Raw genomic sequence first — 18,075 nt, 5'->3', positions numbered from 1 at the left:
GAATTTGCCCCGGAGGGGCCGATGACTCATATTAAAATCTGCGGCGTCACCGACGTTGAAACGGCCACCCTCTGCGCCCGGTTGGGGGCTGATTTCATCGGTCTGGTATTTGCCGACAGCCGCCGCAAGGTGACGCCGGAACAGGCCATGGAGATAACCCACCACCTGTTGAGCTTGCCCAGGCGGCCTAAACTGGCCGGCGTCTTTGTCAACGCCCCGGCTTACGAGGTCAACCGCATCGCCGAATACTGCCGCCTGGACCGGGTGCAGCTCTCCGGTGATGAGGATGAGGACTATTGCCGCCGTATCGAACGGCCGCTGATCCGGGCGACCCGTGTGGGTGAGGATACCGTCATCGAAGAGATCGAAAGCCGCATTTCCGCTTCGCCGTCGAACACTTTGCATCTGCTCGATGCCCGATCGCCCGAAGGCTACGGCGGCACCGGCCGGAGTTTCGATTGGGAACTGCTGGCCGGACTGGATACGGCGCTGCCGCTGGTGGTCGCCGGGGGGTTAAGCCCGGAGAATGTCGGGCAGCTTATCATGCGTTACCGCCCGTGGGGCGTGGATGTTTCCAGCGGCGTGGAGACGCACGGACACAAGGATCCGGCTAAGATCCTGGCCTTTATCCGCGCCGTCCGTGACGCCGGCGCCAGATTGAGAGGAGTTAAAAATGCTACCAGATAACAGGGGCTATTTTGGGGATTACGGCGGGCGGTTCGTGCCGGAGACGCTGGTGCCGGCGCTGGCCGATCTGGCGTGCGGCTATGAATCGATCAAAGACGATGAGGACTTTCATCGTGAACTCAACGAACTGCTGATCCATTACGCCGGGCGGGCGACGCCGCTCTATTATGCCGCCAACCTGACCGGGAGGTGCGGCGGGGCCGGGATATTCCTCAAGCGGGAAGACCTGGCGCACACCGGTTCACATAAGATCAACAATGCTCTGGGGCAGGGGCTCCTGGCCAAACGGCTGGGCAAGAAGCGGATCATCGCCGAGACCGGCGCCGGTCAGCACGGCGTGGCCACCGCGGCGGTATGCGCCATGCTTGGACTGGATTGCGTCGTCTATATGGGTGAAGAGGACGTCAGGCGCCAGGCGCTCAACGTTTTCCGCATGAAACTCATGGGCGCCGAGGTTCGGCCGGTGACGTCAGGTTCAAGAACTCTGAAGGACGCAATCAACGAGGCCATGCGCGACTGGGTCAGTCATCCGGATGAGAGTTATTATCTCATCGGCTCCGTGGTGGGACCGCACCCGTACCCGGTGATGGTGCGGGACTTCCAGTCGGTCATCGGACGGGAGGCCAGATCGCAGATGATCTCGGAGACCGGACGCCTGCCGGATTACGCCGTGGCCTGTGTCGGCGGGGGATCTAACGCCATGGGCATGTTCTATCCCTTTATCGCCGACGCCACGGTGAAACTCGTGGGCGTCGAGGCCGGGGGCTCCGGACTGGCTTCCGGTAAACACGCCGCGCCCCTGTCGGCGGGACGGCCGGGGGTGCTCCACGGCGCGATGTCCTATCTGATGCAGGACGCAAACGGCCAGGTGGCGGAGACGCACTCCATCTCCGCCGGTCTGGACTATCCCGGCGTGGGGCCGGAGCACAGTTATCTCAAGGACAGTCACCGGGCCGAGTATGTCGCGGTGACCGATACCGAAGCGCTGGACGCCTTCCGGCTGCTGTCGGAGACCGAGGGCATCATGCCGGCCATGGAATCCGCCCACGCCATAGCCCAGGCGGTGAAACTGGTGCCGTCGCTCTCTTCCGGCCAAACGGTGCTGGTGTGCCTCTCCGGTCGCGGCGACAAAGACATGGATATCGTGATGAACGCGCTGGGGGTGAAATAATGGGCAAGCTGACTTCAAAGTTCGGCGGCGGGCGCAAGACGCTGATCGGTTATCTCACCGCCGGTTATCCCGATATCGAAACGACCATGAAAGCGGTGCCGATACTGGAAAAAGCCGGCTGCGATATCGTCGAACTCGGCATCCCGTTTTCCGATCCCATCGGCGACGGCCCGGTCATCCAGGCGGCCAGTTTCCGCGCCTTACAGCAGGGGATGACCCCGGCCAAAGGCATCGAACTGGCCTCGGAGCTTCGACGCACCGTAAAGATACCGCTGGTCTTCATGGGCTATTACAATCCCATCCTGAACTATGGCATCGACCGCTTCTGCCGAGACAGCGCGGAAGCAGGCATCAACGGCCTGATCGTGCCCGACCTGCCGCCGGATGAGTCTGACGCTCTCGATTCCGCCGCCATCGAAAACGGCCTGGACCTGGTTCACCTGCTGGCACCCACCAGCACCGATGACCGTATCGACCTGGTGGTCAGCAAGTCCCGGGGGTTTCTCTACCTGGTGTCAGTAGCCGGGGTCACCGGCGCCCGTGAAGGCGTGCCGGATTACCTGCCGGGATTCGTCGAAAGGGTGCGCCGGAAGGCGTCTCAGCCGCTGGCTATCGGCTTCGGCGTGTCGTCCCCGCCACAGGCGGCGGCCATGGCCGCTTTGGCGGACGGAGTGATCATCGGCAGCAAGCTGCTTAATTTAATCGATGATGACCCGTCGCTGGGCAACTTGGAGTCCTTTGTCGCTGAAGTGCGGGAGGCTTTAGATCGGGGCAGTGTGGGGACGTAGGGGCGATGGCATGTTTCGCCCGTCCGGTTCACCTCGCCATTCGAAGCATTTTAGGAAGCTCTTGAGCGATAGTCCTGTTTACATTCAATTTATACTGAACATCCATTACTATGAGCTTTAAATTTCGACCCGCGACAGGACTAAAGTACCATACCAAATCAACTCAATTATTACCGCTTATAGCCAGATAGTATTATAGACACCCGCTTCCGCATGGACTATAGTAATAAATTGTGACATTTGACCATTTAATCAGCGAATTATTTTCGAGGCTATACCGTGGTTGATGATCAGCAGCATCAGAACGATGCGTTGCGTTATGCCGCCGAGGAATGGCGCATCACCTTCGATTCCATCGCCGATCCCATATCCATCCATGACAACGAGTTTCGGATCGTGCGATTGAACAAAGCTTTCGCCAGGGCCTATGGTAACGGCGACGTTTCGTCGATTCTCGGCCGTCGATGTTATGAGGTGGTGCACAACGCCACCGGTCCGTCGCCCGAATGTCCGCACCGGCGCATAATGAAAGACCTCCAGGCTGTGACCTATGAACACTTCGATGCTGCCCACGGCCGACACCTGGAAATTTCCATGGCGCCGGTAATTGATGATCGCCAGAAGATGACGGGAGTGGTGCAGATTTCCAAGGATATCACCGAACGCAAGCAGATGGAAGAAAGCCTGATCGTAACCGACCGCATGGCATCCCTGGGCGAGATGGCATCGGGATTGGCCCATGAAGTCAATAACCCGCTGACCGGGGTCATCGGATTCACTCAACTGTTGCTGGAAGACAAGCGGTTACCCCCGGAACTCAGGGGAGATCTGGAAATGGTCGGCGCCGAAGCCCGCCGCGCCGCCGATATCGTCCGCAAACTTCTGAACCTTGCCCGGCAGGGATCATCGGAACAAGGCCGGATCGATGTCAACGCTGTTCTGAAGACCGTGTTGCAGATCCGTGCCCACGAGCTCCGGATGAAGAATATCGTCGTCGACACGAACCTTGATCCGGAATTGTCTCCGGTTAACGCCGATCCCCTGGAACTGCAGCAAGTCTTCATCAATCTTGTTATCAACGCCGAATATTTTATGTCCCGTGCGCGCAATGGCGGCCGCTTAACCGTTATCACTGAGCAGCATGCCGGGAACGTGCGTGTGATCATCGCCGATGACGGGCCGGGTATCAGCCGGACAAGGATTTCTCAGATTTTCAGCCCGTTCTATACCACCAAGGAAATGGGGCAGGGGACGGGGCTTGGACTTTCCATTTGCCGGGGTATCGTAACCCGGTACGGCGGACATATCCGGGTGGAGAGTGAGGAGGGGTGGGGAGCCAGGTTCATAGTGGACTTGCCATCGGCTGTCGCTGAGGACGATGGCCTTGATTTGACGGTATTTTCGGTTTAACCGAATATCACTCGATAGGGATGACCTCACCGCATTTTGGGCATTTGATGGTGGTTCTATAGTAGGCCTGATATTCCGCCACGATGCCGTTTTGAGGAAAAACGGCGTAACGGACACCGATTTGCTGCTTGGCCAGTTCGATGGCTTTTTCCTTTGACTGTTCGAAGGTCCCTAAAAAATCCAGGCGGGTGACCGTCTTGGGGGAATACTTGGTCTCGACAATCTCGTACTTGCGCTCGTCGGTCATGGGGTTCCTCCTGGCGTTAGTCGATAGTACAACTCTTCAAGCAATTGATTATAAAACAAATACGGGTTAAATGAAACACGTGAAGAATGTCTGGGGCGTCGGGAAGCACACAATCGGTTCCGGTTTCCGGCTACTTATCCCGGATGATTCTCCAGGTAATCCCTCAACCTGTCCCAGTAGTGGTCATGCCAGCCCTGGGCGATGGCTTCGGCGAAATCCTCTGGAACCCCTTCCTGCGTGAAGTAAAGCGTGGTGACGCCCTTTTTTTCCTGCAACTCGATGGTCACTTCGGAAAATACGCCTTCCGGCCAGTCAGCGGCGCGCCATCGCTGCACGATCTTCTTAAGGGGTACTATCTGGACGAAACAGCCGGTGATGTAATCGCCATACGCGGTGAAGGTTCCGCCGGGCCGTGCGTCGATAACCGCGGCTTCCCCTGTGAATGCCGCATGGCGGCGAGAGTCCGTCAGTGCCTCGTACACAGGCCGAGCCTGGGATTCGAAGACCGCAAGCTGCATAATGGTTTTCGTACCCATATTATTGTTCACAGCGCGGCAGTTGGTTTCGGGTCGCGTGATGGGCTCGGCAAGTGGAACAATTGCCGTGACGTTCACACTTCTTTTTGGGACAACTGCAATTGATGCCGCCGGCAGAAGCATTGTTTGTCATTCTGCCGACGGCTATGGCTTTTCGATAAGATGACCAGGCTTTGGACAATACTTAGGACTCGGAGATTTCGATGCTTTTGATAACCGGCGGTTCCACCGGGCGTGACATCTCGCCGTGGGGAGACCGAGTGACCGGTGTCGAGGCGATCTTTTGCACGGTGTCCATGCCCTCGATGACGCGGCCGAACTGGGTATAGTTGGGGGCGCCGTTCAGGCCGGTGGCGTCAACACCGGTGCAGATGAAGAACTGGCTGCCATTGGTGTTGGGACCGGCGTTAGCCATGGCTACGATGCCCGGATCGTAGGAGTGTTTCACCGGCAGTTCGTCGGCGAAACGGTAGCCGGGACCACCGGCGCCGGTGCCGGTGGGATCACCGGTCTGGGCCATGAAGGTCTTGATGATGCGGTGGAAGATGACGCTATCGTAAAAACCCTCTTTAGCCAGGAATACGAAGTTATTGACCGTCTTCGGACTTTCGCTGGCCAGGAGTTCGATCTTGAAGCTCCCCAGGCTCGTCTCCATGGTGGCAGTGTATTTCTTAGCCGGGTTTATCATCATCTCCGGCGGGCTGGTCCACTTTTTAGCGTTGTTAGTCATCGATTTCCTTTCTTAACGAATCTCTGTTTCACTCATTTCAACACCGATCACAGGAGACCACCAATTCCTTTTCGGCACTCCCGTTTGGTTATTGTATCTGGTATCCTTGGTTATTCCGGAATTGCCGGATCACTCTTCGACTATAGTGACTTTGATCATAACCGGCGGATCCACCGGTTTGGACAGGTTTCCGTCGCTGCCGAGTACTGTCGGTACGGCGGCGATCTGATTAACTACGTCCATGCCCTCCACGATCCGGCCGAACTGGGTGTAATTCGGAGCATTGTCGAGGTTTTTAGCCGTTGGTCCGGTACAGATGAAGAATTGGCTGCCGTTCGTGTTCGGGCCTGAATTGGCCATGGCGACGATGCCTGGTTCATAGGAGTGTTTTACCGGAAGTTCATCGTCGAAGCGGTAACCTGGACCGCCGAAACCGGTACCTGAAGGGTCGCCCGTTTGAACCATGAAATCCTTGATAATACGATGGAATACGATACCATCATAGAAGCCTTCATTGGCCAGTTTGATGAAATTATCCGTGGTCTTGGGGCTTTCTTCAGTGAGGAGTTCGATCTTGAACGTGCCAAGGTTGGTATCGATGATAGCGTAAGTGATTTTGGGGGTCCCGCCGCAACCTGTGACGGTTAGTATGGCTAGCAGCGGCAAGACTATCAAAACAGATTTAATGAATTTCATTGACACCTCGATCGATGATTGGATTACCTGACTATGATACGTGAAAACAGGTCTTTTTGCCAAATAGCGGTCGCGTCAGTTTACCTATTCGAACTGGTGCTCTGTAGACATAAAATAAAATACCTGCCATTCAGGACATTTATTTGCCTTTTTTGGGGTATCGGAGTGGTATAATAAGCCCGTGGTTAAAAACAATCAGGCCAACACTGGACTGTCTGCTGCATACCAGCTTCCGCCGAGGGCACAATTCGGGTTTGTTTCAATTGATCGGATTGATTTTGCTGAACAACCCTACGTTTACGCTGATCGATCTCAAAGCTGGAAAAGCAGGATTGTTTCTCAAAAAAGATCGGCCAAAAACACAAAAGAACAATTCCTGATTCGGAGGACGACATGAAAAACGAGAAACCCATTTCCAGTGTCTCCATCAATTACAAGGATGGGACCAAGGAGTATCTGGACGTTTATGCCGTCGTCGGGCTCTCCGGCGATACCTGGTACAGCGCCTTGATGTCCCCGGCGGAAGACGACGGTAAGGTCACCCTGAATAATCTCCTGGTGGACCTTTCCGATGTGCTGCTCAAAGAATTGGACAAAGACAAAAAGGGGAAACGCTAGTTAGGGGATGAACTGAAGCCGGCGGCTGAGTAGAGCTTCGGGCGGAGAACCAGAGCAGGCATTTCCAGGGCGTTATGTGCCGGTCTTCTTCGCGAGTTCGGCGTTGGAGGGCTCTACCAGTATCGAGCCGTCAGGGAAGACTATCGTAGGGACGCTGCGATTGCCCTTGTTGATTTTCTCTACGTAAATCACCGCTTCCGGGTCGGCGCCGATATCTATCCATTTATATCCGATGCCGTGGTCATCGAAAAACCGCTTAGCCCGAAAGCAATCGGGACATCGGGTAGTCCCGTACATTACGATCTCTGTTTCAGCCATTTCCGTACCTCCATTTTGATCTTATTATAGACTCGATTTCAGGCAAATAGGTAATCCGCCGCCAACTACGATGAGGGGGGATCGACGGACCGAAGGCGATGTCGCCGTTCGTGTTTGATCTTCCAGAGAGGGATTAGTGTTTGAAATGCACGAAGATGCGGCCGAAGTTCTTATCGTCCTTTTCAATACGATGATAGAGCTTTTTGACATCAGGCTGCATCAGGAATCGGAGAACATGTTTTTTAAGTTGCCCCGATCCTTTCCCCGGGATTATCTCAAGCAGCGCGATTTTCTTCCGTACCGCCTCATCGACAACTCGATTGAGTTCGGTTTCGATTGTCCGGCCTTTGTTGAAAATCTCGTGCAAGTCCAGGGTGATCTTGGCCAATCTTAACTCCAGTTGATGGGAAATATGAATGGGAGAGGTGAAGATGTCAGGACCTAGAGAGATGGTGGGCGGTAGTGGTCTCGCACCACTGACCTCTGCGATGTCAGCGCAGTGCTCTAACCAACTGAGCTAACCGCCCGTGAAAAGCCTAAAGATTTTAGCTGAAGCGGCCGTTTATATCAAGCGCGCCCCGACAGATATCCCGGTTACCTGGTGTAGTCTTGTTTGGGAGTGATAACCCGGGCGACAACCGCCGCGGCCATGGTCTTGATGATATCACCGGCGATGAAAGGCGCAACACCCAACGCGATGACCGATGTGACGGTGACCGTCTGACCGATCATGCTCAGCCAAAGCCCCAGCCAAATTGCCCCGGGTACGTAGATGAGGATGATCGATGCCAGAGCCATCAGGCCGAACATACTGCTGAAAGCGCGGGCGCGGATATATTTATCCGTCATGTGGCCGATGAAGAGGGCCGCCAGCACAAAGCCGATAAGATAGCCGAATGTAGCGCCGAAACCCGAAACGCCGCCGGCGAACCAGGGCACCCCGGCGATACCCAGGCCGGCGTATAACGCCATCGCGGCGCCTCCCCACCAGCGTCCCAGGGTAACGCCGGCCAGCAGCACCGCAAAGGTCTGCATGGTTACCGGTACCGGTGTGAACGGCAGGTAGAACTTCACCTGCGCTAATAATCCGGTGAGTACGGCAAAGCTGAGTGCCAGCGCAATTTTGGCCGGCACCGACAGCGCGACACGCTGCCGAAAAACATCATATTTTACGCGGTCTAGCCGTGCTGACAGTTCCATGGGGGACTCCTGCGGTTACTTTCTAACGATGGTCGGTTTTTCACTGGCTAACAGGTTGTAAGTGCTCACCCGGCCGCACCCGGCACAGGTGATGGAGATGGTGATGGGTTGAATCATCACCCGCTCGGCGACATTGGTGACGATAGAGTCGATGTTGTCTAGCCGTTCATCCATCATCGCCAGTTGCTGCGCCAGACTCTCAAGCGTCGGAGCGGCCTCGCGACGGGTAACTTGCTGTTTGGACTTGTCGGCCAAAATATGCTCCGGGAAGTTCGATTTGAGTATCGCCACATTATAGGTATTAAGACCGGGAGTGTCAAAAACGGACGGTCGCCGTCATCGGTGCTGGATTCAGTTTGAACCGGCACATCCGGGGTATTATACTGATAAAGGAGGATTACCCATGGCAGACCTTTTAATCGGAAGAGTGGCAGACTACTTCGCTCACCAGTCGGTGGCGGGCATAGAACTTTACGACAAACTCCGTCGCGGTGACCGGATCCGGATTCTCGGTCACACCACCCATCTGGAAATGACCATAGATACACTACAGATCAATCGGCAAGACGTAGATGAAGCATCTTCCGGTAAACTGGTCGGCATCCGGGTGCCGGACCGCGTGCGGACCGGAGACCGGGTCTACAAGCAGTCTACCCCAGTTTCTTAATCAGGTTGGCCATCTCGATGGCTTGCACTGCGGCGTCGAAGCCTTTATTGCCCATCTTGGATCCCGCCCTCTCTATGGCCTGCTCCAGCGTTTCGGCGGTAATGACACCAAAGATAGCCGGTACGCCGGTCTCCATGTTCACCGCGGCTACTCCCTTGGCCACTTCCCCGGCGACATATTCAAAGTGGGGCGTACTGCCTTTGATGACCGCTCCCAGGCAGACAACGGCTTGATAGCGGCCGCTCTGCGCCAGCTTCTTAGCTACCATCGGAATCTCAAAAGCTCCCGGGACCCAGGCAAGATCAACATCCTCTTCGGCGACGCCGTGGCGCAAAAAAGCGTCTTTAGCGCCGCTTAAAAGCTTACCGGTCATAAACTCGTTGAAACGGGAGATGACCACGGCGAACTTCAGTCCCTGCCCGATTAGCGATCCTTCAAAATTGGCCATCTCATGCTCCTTCGGCCTTACCGGCCTGTTTCAAAATGTGTCCCATCTTTTGCCGTTTGGTCTCCAGGTATTTGGCGTTGTGCGGGTTAGACGGCATCTCTATCGCCATAGTTTCTACCACTTTGAGACCGTAGCCTTCAAGTCCGACTACTTTCTTGGGGTTGTTGGTCAATAGTTTGATCTGGTGAAGACCGAGGTCTGCTAAAATCTGGGCGCCGATGCCGTAATCCCTGAGATCGGCGTCGAAACCCAGGCTCTCGTTGGCTTCCACCGTATCCAGTCCCTGATCCTGCAGCGCGTAAGCGCAAAGCTTATTGTGGAAGCCGATTCCCCGCCCCTCCTGGCGCATATACAGGAGAACGCCGCGGCCCGCGGCCGCGATCTGTTTCAAGGCGAAATCGAGTTGCTCGCCGCAGTCGCAACGCAGGCTGCCCAGTACGTCGCCGGTCAGGCATTCGGAATGGACGCGGGTGAGCACCGGACCTTCATCCTCGGTTCCGCTGACATCGCCGTACACCAGCGCCATGTGTTCACCGGGGTCGACTTCACTCTTGTAACCGATGACGGTGAACTCGCCGTAGCGGGTCGGTAATCTCGCCTCCGCCACCCGGTGCACCAGTTTTTCGGTTCGCCGGCGGTAAGCGATGATATCGGCCACGCTGCCGATTTTCAGGCCCCATTCCCGGGCAAGTACTTCCAGTCTCGGGAGCCGGGCCATGGAACCGTCTTCATCCATGATCTCGCAGATGACGCCTGCCGGGTAGAGGCCGGCCAGCCTCGCCAGGTCAACGGATGCCTCGGTATGGCCGGCGCGGACCAGCACTCCGCCCTCACGGGCGCGTAGAGGGAAGGTATGGCCGGGCCGCAGCAGGTCTTCCGGACGGGCGTTGGGGTCGATCAGGGTCTTCACCGTCTCCGCGCGGTCGGCGGCGGAGATGCCGGTGGAAACACGGTGACGCGCCTCGACGGATACGGTGAAAGCCGTACAGTGCTTGGAGTTGTTATCCTGCACCATCAATGGAATATTAAGCTCATCAAGGCGGGCGCCGGTGAGTGAAACGCAGACAAGCCCGCGCCCGTTTTTGGCCATGAAGTTGATGGCTTCCGGCGTCGTTTTATCGGCCGCGATGAGCAGGTCTCCCTCGTTCTCACGGTCGTCGTCATCGACGATGATGACGAATTTGCCGGCTTTAATGTCGGCGATGATTTCAGGTATGGGTGCCAGTGCCATGACGTTATTGTTCTCCTATCGGGACGGGTGAGATGTCGCCTTTAATGTCGAAAGGCATGTTCTTTAATAATACCTGAAAACGGGTTGTTTTACGATAAGAACCCGTGCTCGGCGAGAAAATCAGTGTTTATACGTCCTTCGCGGTTCGCCACGAAGTTTTCCACGTACTTGGCGATGATGTCCGCTTCCAGGTTAACCCGGTCGCCGGATTTCTTGTTGCCGATGGTGGTATGGGAACGGCTGAATTGCACCAGGGAAACGGTGAAACTTTCAGGTGTTTTTTTCATTACCGTGAGGCTGAGGCCGTCCACGGCGATGAATCCTTTATCGACGATATAACGCATGACTTCAGGCGGGGCGGCTACGGTCATCAGGACAGCCTCGCCTTCCCGGCCGATGCGGCTGACAGTACCGGTGGTATCGATGTGCCCCTGCACCAGATGGCCGCCCATGCGACCGGCGAAAGTGAGCGCCCGCTCCAGGTTGACCGTAGCGCCATGTTTCAAGTCACCCAGATTGCTCCGCCGTAAAGTCTCGGGCATAACGTTGACGGAAAACACGTTGCCTTTGATTTCATTCACGGTGAGACACACCCCGTTGACCGCTACCGAATCACCAAGTTTCAACTCTTCGAATATAGCTTGAGCCTGTATCGAAAAGCCGCCACCGGTGATATCTCTAATGATGCCTGTCTCTTCGACTATGCCGCTGAACACGGTATTGTTATTCCTTGACCACGTAGCCGGTGATGACGGTATCGGCGCCGATCTGGCTCACCCGGATGTTTTCCAGCCATTGCGCCGTGGCGATCGTCTCAGCGCCGGAACCGGCGACCGGGGTTTTTGCTTTATCGCCGCCGATGATGACCGGGCCGATAAAAGCGATGACCTTGTCTATCAATCGGTGATCGAACAGGCTGCCCAGCAAAGTTCCACCGCCTTCTACCAGCACATTGGTCACCTGCTGTTGTCCCAGGTATTTCATGAGAGCCGGGAGATCGACCCGATCGTCTCCATCTGGAAATTCGAGGACGTCTGCCCCCGCCTGCCGGAAAGCCTGTTTGCGCTCTTCGGCGACATTTCCACCGAGGGCGATGATCGTCCGTCCGGGCTCGGCGAAAAGACAAGCGGTGGGGGGGGTGCGGCCGGAGGAGTCGACCACTACCCGGATTGGCTGCTTGTGGGAGGTGCCGCCGCGACCGGCGCAGCAGCGGGCGGTCAACTTGGGATCGTCGGCAATGACTGTGCCAACTCCGGCCATAATGGCGTCCGAGTCATGGCGCAGGCTGTGGGAAAAAGAGCGGGAGTCGTCGCTGGATATCCACTTTGAATCGCCTGTGCGCGTGGCGATCTTGCCATCCAGGCTCATGGCATATTTGGCGGTAACGAAAGGCAATCCGGTGTTGATATATTTAAAATAGGCTTCGTTAAGTTCCCGCGCGGCTTCCCGGTGTTCACCGACATGGACGGCGATGCCGGCGGTCTCGAGTTCCGTTTTACCCTTGCCGAAAACAACCGGATTATCGTCCAGTGTCGCGATATGCACTTCTTTTATGCCCGCGGCGATGATGGAGCCGGCGCACGGCGGCGTACGTCCAAAATGGTTGCATGGTTCCAACGTAACGTACATGACAGCCCCGCGGGCTTTGTCTCCAGCCTGTTTGAGGGCGACGACCTCGGCATGAGCCTGTCCCGGCGGCAGTGTGTATCCCTGGCCGACGATCTCCTCACCCTGAACGATAACAGCACCGACAGCCGGGTTGGGGCTGACTTCACCCAGCGCCAGCCGGGCTAGTTTGAGGGCTTGTTCCATGTAGTCCATTTGGGGCATTCTAGCACCAGCCCCTTTAGCGGCGCAAACACGCCGCTTGACCGGGTGAACGGTGAATTAACGATGTCGATCATGAATATCGCCGATAGGTACTAATACCGTAAAATGTTACAATGATTCTAACGCGGTCTTACGGGAGATAGGCATGAAAGAATACGATATTATAATCATCGGCTCCGGGGCTGGACTCGATATCCTGGATGTGGCGGTGGAACATGGCCGTAAGACGGCTTTCATCGACAGGGGACCGTCGGGGGGAACATGTTTGAATGTCGGCTGTATCCCATCAAAAATGCTCATTTTCCCGGCCGACCGCATCATGGAGATTCGTGAGTCCGCGAAACTGGGCATCGATGTCAAAATCAACAATATCGACTTTAGCGCCATCATGGATAGAATGCATCAGGTCGTGGATACTGACCGCGACCGAATCCACAAATATTTAGAAGAATCCGGGGACATGGATTTTTATAACGAAACGGCTGAGTTTGTGGATGATTACACGCTCAAGGCCGGTGCGGAAACGATAAAGGCTAAACAGATTTACATCGCCTCGGGTACCCGGCCGGTTATCCCGCCACTCAAAGGACTTGACCATGTCGAATACCTGACCAACGAAACCCTCTTGAACCTGACCGCGCCGCCAAAAAGCCTTGTCATCATCGGGGGCGGTTACATCGGGGTCGAATTCGCTCATTTCTTCGAGGCCATGGGTACTGAAGTAACGATTCTGGAGATGGGATCGCGCCTTCTGCCGGATGAAGAACCTGAGGTCTCGGCTTTTCTGCAGATGGCGCTATCCCGGCGCATGACGGTGCACACTCTGTGTCAGGCTGAATCGGTCGGGCCGGGGGTAGGCGGGGGCGTCTCAGTCAGTTTCAAACAAACAGCGACCGGACAGAAGGGGCATGTGCGGGCTGAAAGGCTGCTGATAGCCGCCGGCAGGCGTTCCAACGCCGATCTGCTTAAAGTGGAGAAAAGCGGGATCATCGTTGACGATCATGGATTCATAATGGTGGATGCGCACCTGGAGACCAATAAAAAAGGGATATATGCCGTCGGGGACGCCAACGGACGGGAACTTTTTACTCATACCGCTCACGCCGAGGCGGCGGTGGCTGCGGCAAACGGGATCCACGGTCACAAGGAAACCATGGATTATCACGCCGCGCCGCACGCTGTTTTTACTCACCCTCAAATCGCTTCAGTCGGTCTTAAAGAAGAAGAGGCTGGGAGGTCGCATAAAATAATGGTCGGCCGGGCTGATTATGCCGATACCGCGTTAGGCACGGCCATGATGGAAAATGAGGGTTTTGCCAAGATTATACTGGAGCAAACTACTGGTAAAATATTGGGCGGTCACATCATCGGACCATGGGCTTCGACAATTATACAGGAAGTAGTGAACGCGATGGCCGTAGGCGGGGGGTTGGATGAAATCGCTTCCGGGATACATATCCACCCGGCCCTTTCAGAACTGGTTGTCAAGGCTTTGTTCAATGCCCGGCCGGCGGATGAGTGAGAAAGTGTATGGACGCCTATTCAGGGACATCCTATCTACCTTATAATTAAAACAGATGGATACTCAGCCGGATAAAATCCACAATCGAATACTCAGCCATGTTCCTGAGACTTGGAAGGAACCATTCGAGGGGATGGCGGGTGATCTTCATGCTGTTTTACAGTCGATGCCTGGCGGAGTTGCCTTACTCGATTATGAACGGGGACAGATACTGGCCGTCAATAGTGCTCTCGAAGGATTATGCGGGCGCCCTGCCGCAGAGTTAGCAGGCCTTGAATTATGCCAATTAGCGCCGGAGTCCGTCCGGCAGGCCTTGCAGAGGCATTCCAACCCTGATCAACCATGCGGTGATTCCGAAGAAGAAACGGAATTGTTGCGTTCGGACGGTTCGGTCGTGCCCGTAGAGTTGATCTGCCGCGTTGCAGATGTCGGGCAAACGCGCCGGAAAATCGCATATTTCAGGGATATCACTCGGCAGCGGCAATATGATGAGGCGCTCCATATCAGCCGTTTCTTCATGGACAAATCCGGTGGCATAATCTTCTGGATCGATCGTAACGCCCGGATCGTATACGCCAATGAAGGTGCGGTCAAGAATCTCGGCTATTCCATTGGGGAATTGATGAACATGACCATCCACGATGTGGATATCAATTTTTCGGCACGGTTATGGTCGATGATGTGGGAACACTTCAAAACAATCCGCTCAAATTCGTTGGAATCGGTCTTTCGCACTAAGGATGGCCGCATTTTTCCGGTTGAAGTCAGTGGCAGCTATGTTCAGTATAATAATCAGGAGTATAATTTCGTCTTTGCCTGGGATGTCAGTCGGCGCAAACAGGCGGAGATCGCTTTAAAAGAATCCCAACAAAGATTGTCCGCGTTTATCGATTCAGCTACCGAGTCTTTTTATTTATATGACGCCGATTTGAGGCTTGTAGAGATCAATCCGGCGGCACTTAGATATCTGGGTGTTTCCAAAGAGAACGTTCTTGGAAGCCATATACTGGAACTTGACCCCGGATTGGGCATCATTGATCATCACGACGAGTATCGTGATGTACTGGTTAGGGGCGGCGGGATGAGTTATTCAGATCGGAGAAGTGATCCCCGGCATGGGGAAAGCTATTTCGATATCAAAGTTTTCAAGGTGGGTGACGGATTGGGTGTCATCGCCGCCGATGTGACAGAACACAAGCGTATGGAACAAGAGATCATGCGGCATCATACCAAATTGGAAGAACTGGTCAAGATACGCACCGAAGCGCTGGCCCATGCAAATTTTGAGCTTAAAGAACAGATTGAACAACGACGCTTTTTCACTCAGGCGCTGATCCACGACTTGAAGACCCCCCTGACCCCCTTGCTCGGAGCCAGTGATATGCTGGTCAGAGGTTTGACAGAGGAACCATGGAGACAGGTTGCTCAAAGCGTCCACCTGGGCGCGGTGAATCTTCAGCGCACCGTCGGCGAGCTTTTCGATATGGAAAAGGGACAGATGGGACTTTTAGAACTGGATTGCGCTTTCATTGATGTGGTTCGCCTGCTCAGGGAAACCGTGGAGTATGAACAGCTGGAAGCCGCCGCCAACCAACAGGAGTTCATCGCCGATATACCCGAATCGTTACCCAGGATATGGGCGGATGCCGTACGATTTCGCCAGATAGTGATGAACCTTATCAGCAATGCCTTCAAATACACCCCCAGCGGGGGCATCATCCGCTTGGAAGCCATGATGGATGGTGAAAACCTGACCGTACGGGTTTACGATAACGGATTGGGAATCGCGAGGGAAGACCAGAAGAACATATTCATCCCGTACCGGCGGTTCAGTAATTCCAGCCGGGAACACTTGAGTGGCCTGGGACTGGGGCTGGCCTTGTCTAAACGGCTGGTAGAACTTCATGGCGGTAATATCTGGGTTGAAAGCCAACCAGGCAAAGGAAGCATGTTCGGTTTCAGTATTCCGGGCAAAATACGCAATTCTGACATAAAGGAGACAGAATCATGAAAATCCTTGTCGTTGAGGATGACCGGGCGATTGTTGACTACCTGGAGTTGGCTTTTAGAGTGAACATGCCGGAGGTGGAACTGGACACCGCTCGTTTTGGAGCGGAGGGCTTGTCAAAAGCTCAATCCGGTGCGCCGGATTTGATCATTTTAGACCTGGGGCTTCCGGACACCGACGGTTTTGATGTCCTCAAGGAATTACGTAAGATTTCACAGGTCCTTATCGTGGTTCTTACCGCCCGCAGCGACGAGTCTGATATCGTCAAAGGGCTTGAGTGGGGCGCAGATGATTACGTCGTTAAACCTTTCCGCCAGATGGAACTCCTGGCGCGGGTACGGACGTTGTTGAGGCGACAGGCCGTATCCAATGAACCGGCTATCCTGAATTGCGGCACACTGACCCTGGATACGGCGCGAAACATCGTTACGACCTGCAAAGGCACTGCCATCGACCTGACCCGTACTGAAGGCATGATCCTGGCTCAACTGATGCGTTACGACGGCCATGTCGTGGAACACGGCAAGTTGGCGGAAATTATTTGGGGAGAAGACTATCCGGGTTCGATCAATGCTCTCCGGGTCTATATCGGCCGTCTGCGCCGAAAACTGGAAATGGATGACGATTCTTCCGCCGTTATCAAGAGCAAAGCCGGCACAGGTTACCTTATCGCTTCTACCCCGGACCGTTCGGCCTGACTTGACCACAAGGCTGAAATACTATAACCTTCAATGAGATTTGTCTCAACAGGAGACCGAATTGGAAACACCGATCGGGCGCTCGGCGCTGTCTGAAGTAGAAGAGCTGTTGAAGTGGCACAAACCGCCGCCGCTGAAGATCGGCCAGCACACGGCGCGTCTTCCGATAGTCCAGGGAGGCATGGCGGTCGGTATTTCCCTGTCCGGTTTGGCTTCAGCCGTGGCTAATGCCGGCGGTATCGGCGTTATCGCCGCCGCCGGCGTAGGACTGTTCGAACCTGATTTTGCCAAGAATTTTTTTGAAGCCAACATCCGCGGTCTCCGCAAAGAGATCCGCCGCGCCCGCGCCAAGACCAGTGGTGTGCTGGGGGTCAACATCATGGTAGCCCTGACTGATTTTGCCGAGATGGTCAAGGCGGCTATCGAGGAAAAGATAGACATCATTTTCGCCGGCGCCGGGTTGCCCCTGAGGCTGCCTGAATTATTGGGCGATAACCGCCATACTAAGCTGGTACCCATCGTCTCCTCCGGACGGGCAGCGCGCATTTTATGCAAAAAATGGCAGGATGAATTCGGCTACACACCGGACGGTTTTGTCGTGGAAGGACCGAAAGCTGGCGGTCACCTGGGTTTCAAAGCCGAAGAACTGGATTCACCGGAAAACCGCCTGGAGCGGCTGGTACCTGAAGTTATCGAAGCGGTCAAACCTTTCGCCGAGGCAGCGGGTCGTCCTATACCGGTGATTGCCGGTGGCGGGGTTTATAGCGGTGAAGACATCTATCAGATGCTGCGCCTCGGTGCCAGCGGCGTTCAGATGGCTACCCGTTTCGTGGCTACCGAGGAATGTGACGCCTCTCCTATCTTCAAAGAAGCCTACGTTCAGGCTAAGGAAGGCGACGCCGTTATCATTAAAAGCCCGGTGGGCATGCCCGGCCGGGCGCTCCGGAATGCCTACATCGACAGCGTCAATGCAGGACAAAAGAAACCTTTCAAATGCCCCCAGCACTGCGTCAAAACGTGCAACGTTCAGGAAAGTCCTTATTGTATCTTCGTCGCCCTCATCAACGCCCAGCGGGGCCACCTGAGCGGTGGTTTCGCTTTTTGCGGCGCCAATGTGCACCGGGTGAAAGAGATCGTCACAGTGCAGAAGCTGATTGGTTCGCTGGTCAAGGAATACAAAGCCGCGGTTGTTCAATCTATGCTGGAACTCATGACGCGTTATATGAACGGCATGATGTCCCCTTCCATGGGCCGGAGCCTGGCCTAAAGC

Annotated in this window: 22 protein-coding genes and 1 tRNA gene; 10 read left to right on the top strand and 13 right to left on the bottom strand. The window is 55.2% G+C overall.

Annotated elements, in window-relative coordinates; genetic code table 11:
* Positions 1-21: 21 nt before the first annotated feature.
* The 4 genes from ABFB09_RS07080 to ABFB09_RS07065 all read left to right on the top strand — a co-directional run bounded on the left by ABFB09_RS07080 (position 22) and on the right by ABFB09_RS07065 (position 4,056).
* The gene (locus tag ABFB09_RS07080; RefSeq protein WP_347000804.1) at positions 22-687 is read left to right on the top strand and encodes a phosphoribosylanthranilate isomerase; all 666 of its coding nucleotides are present in this window, start codon (positions 22-24) and stop codon (positions 685-687) included.
* Entirely contained in the window at positions 674-1,858 is a 1,185-nt protein-coding gene (gene trpB, locus ABFB09_RS07075) for a tryptophan synthase subunit beta (protein WP_347000803.1), read from the top strand. Before ABFB09_RS07080 ends, trpB begins: the two co-directional genes overlap by 14 nt.
* Positions 1,858-2,646, top strand: coding sequence for a tryptophan synthase subunit alpha (trpA, locus tag ABFB09_RS07070; RefSeq protein ID WP_347000802.1), 789 nt, complete (start codon positions 1,858-1,860; stop codon positions 2,644-2,646). Before trpB ends, trpA begins: the two co-directional genes overlap by 1 nt.
* A gap of 279 nt (positions 2,647-2,925) precedes the next feature.
* The gene (locus ABFB09_RS07065) at positions 2,926-4,056 is read left to right on the top strand and encodes an ATP-binding protein (RefSeq protein WP_347000801.1); all 1,131 of its coding nucleotides are present in this window, start codon (positions 2,926-2,928) and stop codon (positions 4,054-4,056) included.
* 7 nt (positions 4,057-4,063) lie between these two features.
* Here ABFB09_RS07065 and ABFB09_RS07060 read toward each other — a convergent pair whose 3' ends face one another.
* The 4 genes from ABFB09_RS07060 to ABFB09_RS07045 all read right to left on the bottom strand — a co-directional run bounded on the left by ABFB09_RS07060 (position 4,064) and on the right by ABFB09_RS07045 (position 6,265).
* Positions 4,064-4,303 carry a hypothetical protein gene (locus tag ABFB09_RS07060; RefSeq protein WP_347000800.1) on the bottom strand — a complete coding sequence of 80 codons (240 nt, stop codon included), beginning with the start codon at positions 4,301-4,303 and terminating at the stop codon, positions 4,064-4,066.
* Between the two features lie 134 nt (positions 4,304-4,437).
* Positions 4,438-4,839, bottom strand: coding sequence for an SRPBCC family protein (locus ABFB09_RS07055; RefSeq protein ID WP_347000799.1), 402 nt, complete (start codon positions 4,837-4,839; stop codon positions 4,438-4,440).
* Between the two features lie 184 nt (positions 4,840-5,023).
* Positions 5,024-5,569 carry a peptidylprolyl isomerase gene (locus tag ABFB09_RS07050; protein ID WP_347000798.1) on the bottom strand — a complete coding sequence of 182 codons (546 nt, stop codon included), beginning with the start codon at positions 5,567-5,569 and terminating at the stop codon, positions 5,024-5,026.
* 129 nt (positions 5,570-5,698) lie between these two features.
* Positions 5,699-6,265: a peptidylprolyl isomerase gene (locus ABFB09_RS07045; RefSeq protein WP_347000797.1), complete on the bottom strand. Its 567-nt coding sequence runs from the start codon at positions 6,263-6,265 to the stop codon at positions 5,699-5,701.
* 393 nt (positions 6,266-6,658) lie between these two features.
* Here ABFB09_RS07045 and ABFB09_RS07040 point away from each other — a divergent pair, with 393 nt between their 5' ends.
* A complete protein-coding gene (locus ABFB09_RS07040) occupies positions 6,659-6,883 on the top strand; it encodes a hypothetical protein (protein WP_347000796.1) in 225 nt (74 codons plus the stop codon).
* 72 nt (positions 6,884-6,955) lie between these two features.
* Here the strand turns inward: ABFB09_RS07040 and ABFB09_RS07035 are convergent, their stop codons facing one another.
* From ABFB09_RS07035 to ABFB09_RS07015, 5 genes are all read right to left on the bottom strand, one after another.
* Positions 6,956-7,201 carry a glutaredoxin domain-containing protein gene (locus ABFB09_RS07035; RefSeq protein ID WP_347000795.1) on the bottom strand — a complete coding sequence of 82 codons (246 nt, stop codon included), beginning with the start codon at positions 7,199-7,201 and terminating at the stop codon, positions 6,956-6,958.
* 133 nt (positions 7,202-7,334) lie between these two features.
* Positions 7,335-7,589 carry a Smr/MutS family protein gene (locus ABFB09_RS07030; protein WP_347000794.1) on the bottom strand — a complete coding sequence of 85 codons (255 nt, stop codon included), beginning with the start codon at positions 7,587-7,589 and terminating at the stop codon, positions 7,335-7,337.
* 62 nt (positions 7,590-7,651) lie between these two features.
* Positions 7,652-7,728 (bottom strand) — tRNA-Val (locus ABFB09_RS07025).
* Positions 7,729-7,795: 67 nt separating this feature from the next.
* The gene (locus tag ABFB09_RS07020; protein WP_347000793.1) at positions 7,796-8,401 is read right to left on the bottom strand and encodes a biotin transporter BioY; all 606 of its coding nucleotides are present in this window, start codon (positions 8,399-8,401) and stop codon (positions 7,796-7,798) included.
* A gap of 15 nt (positions 8,402-8,416) precedes the next feature.
* On the bottom strand, positions 8,417-8,656 hold the full coding sequence (locus ABFB09_RS07015; protein WP_347000792.1) for a hypothetical protein: 240 nt from the start codon (positions 8,654-8,656) through the stop codon (positions 8,417-8,419).
* A 148-nt stretch (positions 8,657-8,804) separates the two neighbouring features.
* On the opposite strand from ABFB09_RS07015, the gene ABFB09_RS07010 reads away from it, so the two are divergent.
* Positions 8,805-9,068 carry a translation elongation factor-like protein gene (locus tag ABFB09_RS07010; RefSeq protein ID WP_347000791.1) on the top strand — a complete coding sequence of 88 codons (264 nt, stop codon included), beginning with the start codon at positions 8,805-8,807 and terminating at the stop codon, positions 9,066-9,068.
* On the opposite strand, the gene ribE is transcribed toward ABFB09_RS07010, so the two are convergent.
* The 4 genes from ribE to ribD form a co-directional block, all read right to left on the bottom strand.
* Positions 9,052-9,516: a 6,7-dimethyl-8-ribityllumazine synthase gene (ribE, locus tag ABFB09_RS07005; RefSeq protein WP_347000790.1), complete on the bottom strand. Its 465-nt coding sequence runs from the start codon at positions 9,514-9,516 to the stop codon at positions 9,052-9,054. The two genes, ABFB09_RS07010 and ribE, sit on opposite strands and share 17 nt — an antisense overlap.
* A gap of 1 nt (position 9,517) precedes the next feature.
* Positions 9,518-10,747 (bottom strand): bifunctional 3,4-dihydroxy-2-butanone-4-phosphate synthase/GTP cyclohydrolase II, encoded by a 1,230-nt coding sequence (locus ABFB09_RS07000; RefSeq protein ID WP_347000789.1) that lies wholly within the window; start codon positions 10,745-10,747, stop codon positions 9,518-9,520.
* A gap of 89 nt (positions 10,748-10,836) precedes the next feature.
* Positions 10,837-11,463: a riboflavin synthase gene (locus tag ABFB09_RS06995; RefSeq protein ID WP_347000788.1), complete on the bottom strand. Its 627-nt coding sequence runs from the start codon at positions 11,461-11,463 to the stop codon at positions 10,837-10,839.
* Positions 11,464-11,470: 7 nt separating this feature from the next.
* Complete coding sequence (gene ribD / locus ABFB09_RS06990; protein WP_347000787.1) at positions 11,471-12,568, bottom strand: bifunctional diaminohydroxyphosphoribosylaminopyrimidine deaminase/5-amino-6-(5-phosphoribosylamino)uracil reductase RibD; 1,098 nt, start codon at positions 12,566-12,568, stop codon at positions 11,471-11,473.
* A 154-nt stretch (positions 12,569-12,722) separates the two neighbouring features.
* On the opposite strand from ribD, the gene ABFB09_RS06985 reads away from it, so the two are divergent.
* The 4 genes from ABFB09_RS06985 (at position 12,723) to ABFB09_RS06970 (ending at position 18,072) form a co-directional block, all read left to right on the top strand.
* Positions 12,723-14,099 carry a dihydrolipoyl dehydrogenase gene (locus ABFB09_RS06985; RefSeq protein WP_347000786.1) on the top strand — a complete coding sequence of 459 codons (1,377 nt, stop codon included), beginning with the start codon at positions 12,723-12,725 and terminating at the stop codon, positions 14,097-14,099.
* A 55-nt stretch (positions 14,100-14,154) separates the two neighbouring features.
* Positions 14,155-16,110 (top strand): PAS domain S-box protein, encoded by a 1,956-nt coding sequence (locus ABFB09_RS06980; RefSeq protein WP_347000785.1) that lies wholly within the window; start codon positions 14,155-14,157, stop codon positions 16,108-16,110.
* A complete protein-coding gene (locus tag ABFB09_RS06975) occupies positions 16,107-16,805 on the top strand; it encodes a response regulator transcription factor (protein WP_347000784.1) in 699 nt (232 codons plus the stop codon). The genes ABFB09_RS06980 and ABFB09_RS06975 overlap by 4 nt, the downstream gene beginning before the upstream one ends.
* 109 nt (positions 16,806-16,914) lie before the next feature.
* Complete coding sequence (locus ABFB09_RS06970) at positions 16,915-18,072, top strand: nitronate monooxygenase (protein ID WP_347000817.1); 1,158 nt, start codon at positions 16,915-16,917, stop codon at positions 18,070-18,072.
* Positions 18,073-18,075 lie beyond the last annotated feature (3 nt).

Source organism: Dehalogenimonas sp. THU2 (assembly GCF_039749495.1).
GTDB lineage: Bacteria > Chloroflexota > Dehalococcoidia > Dehalococcoidales > Dehalococcoidaceae > Dehalogenimonas.
Note: the sequence above shows the minus strand (reverse complement) of the source record. Positions and strands in the feature narration are given on the sequence as shown.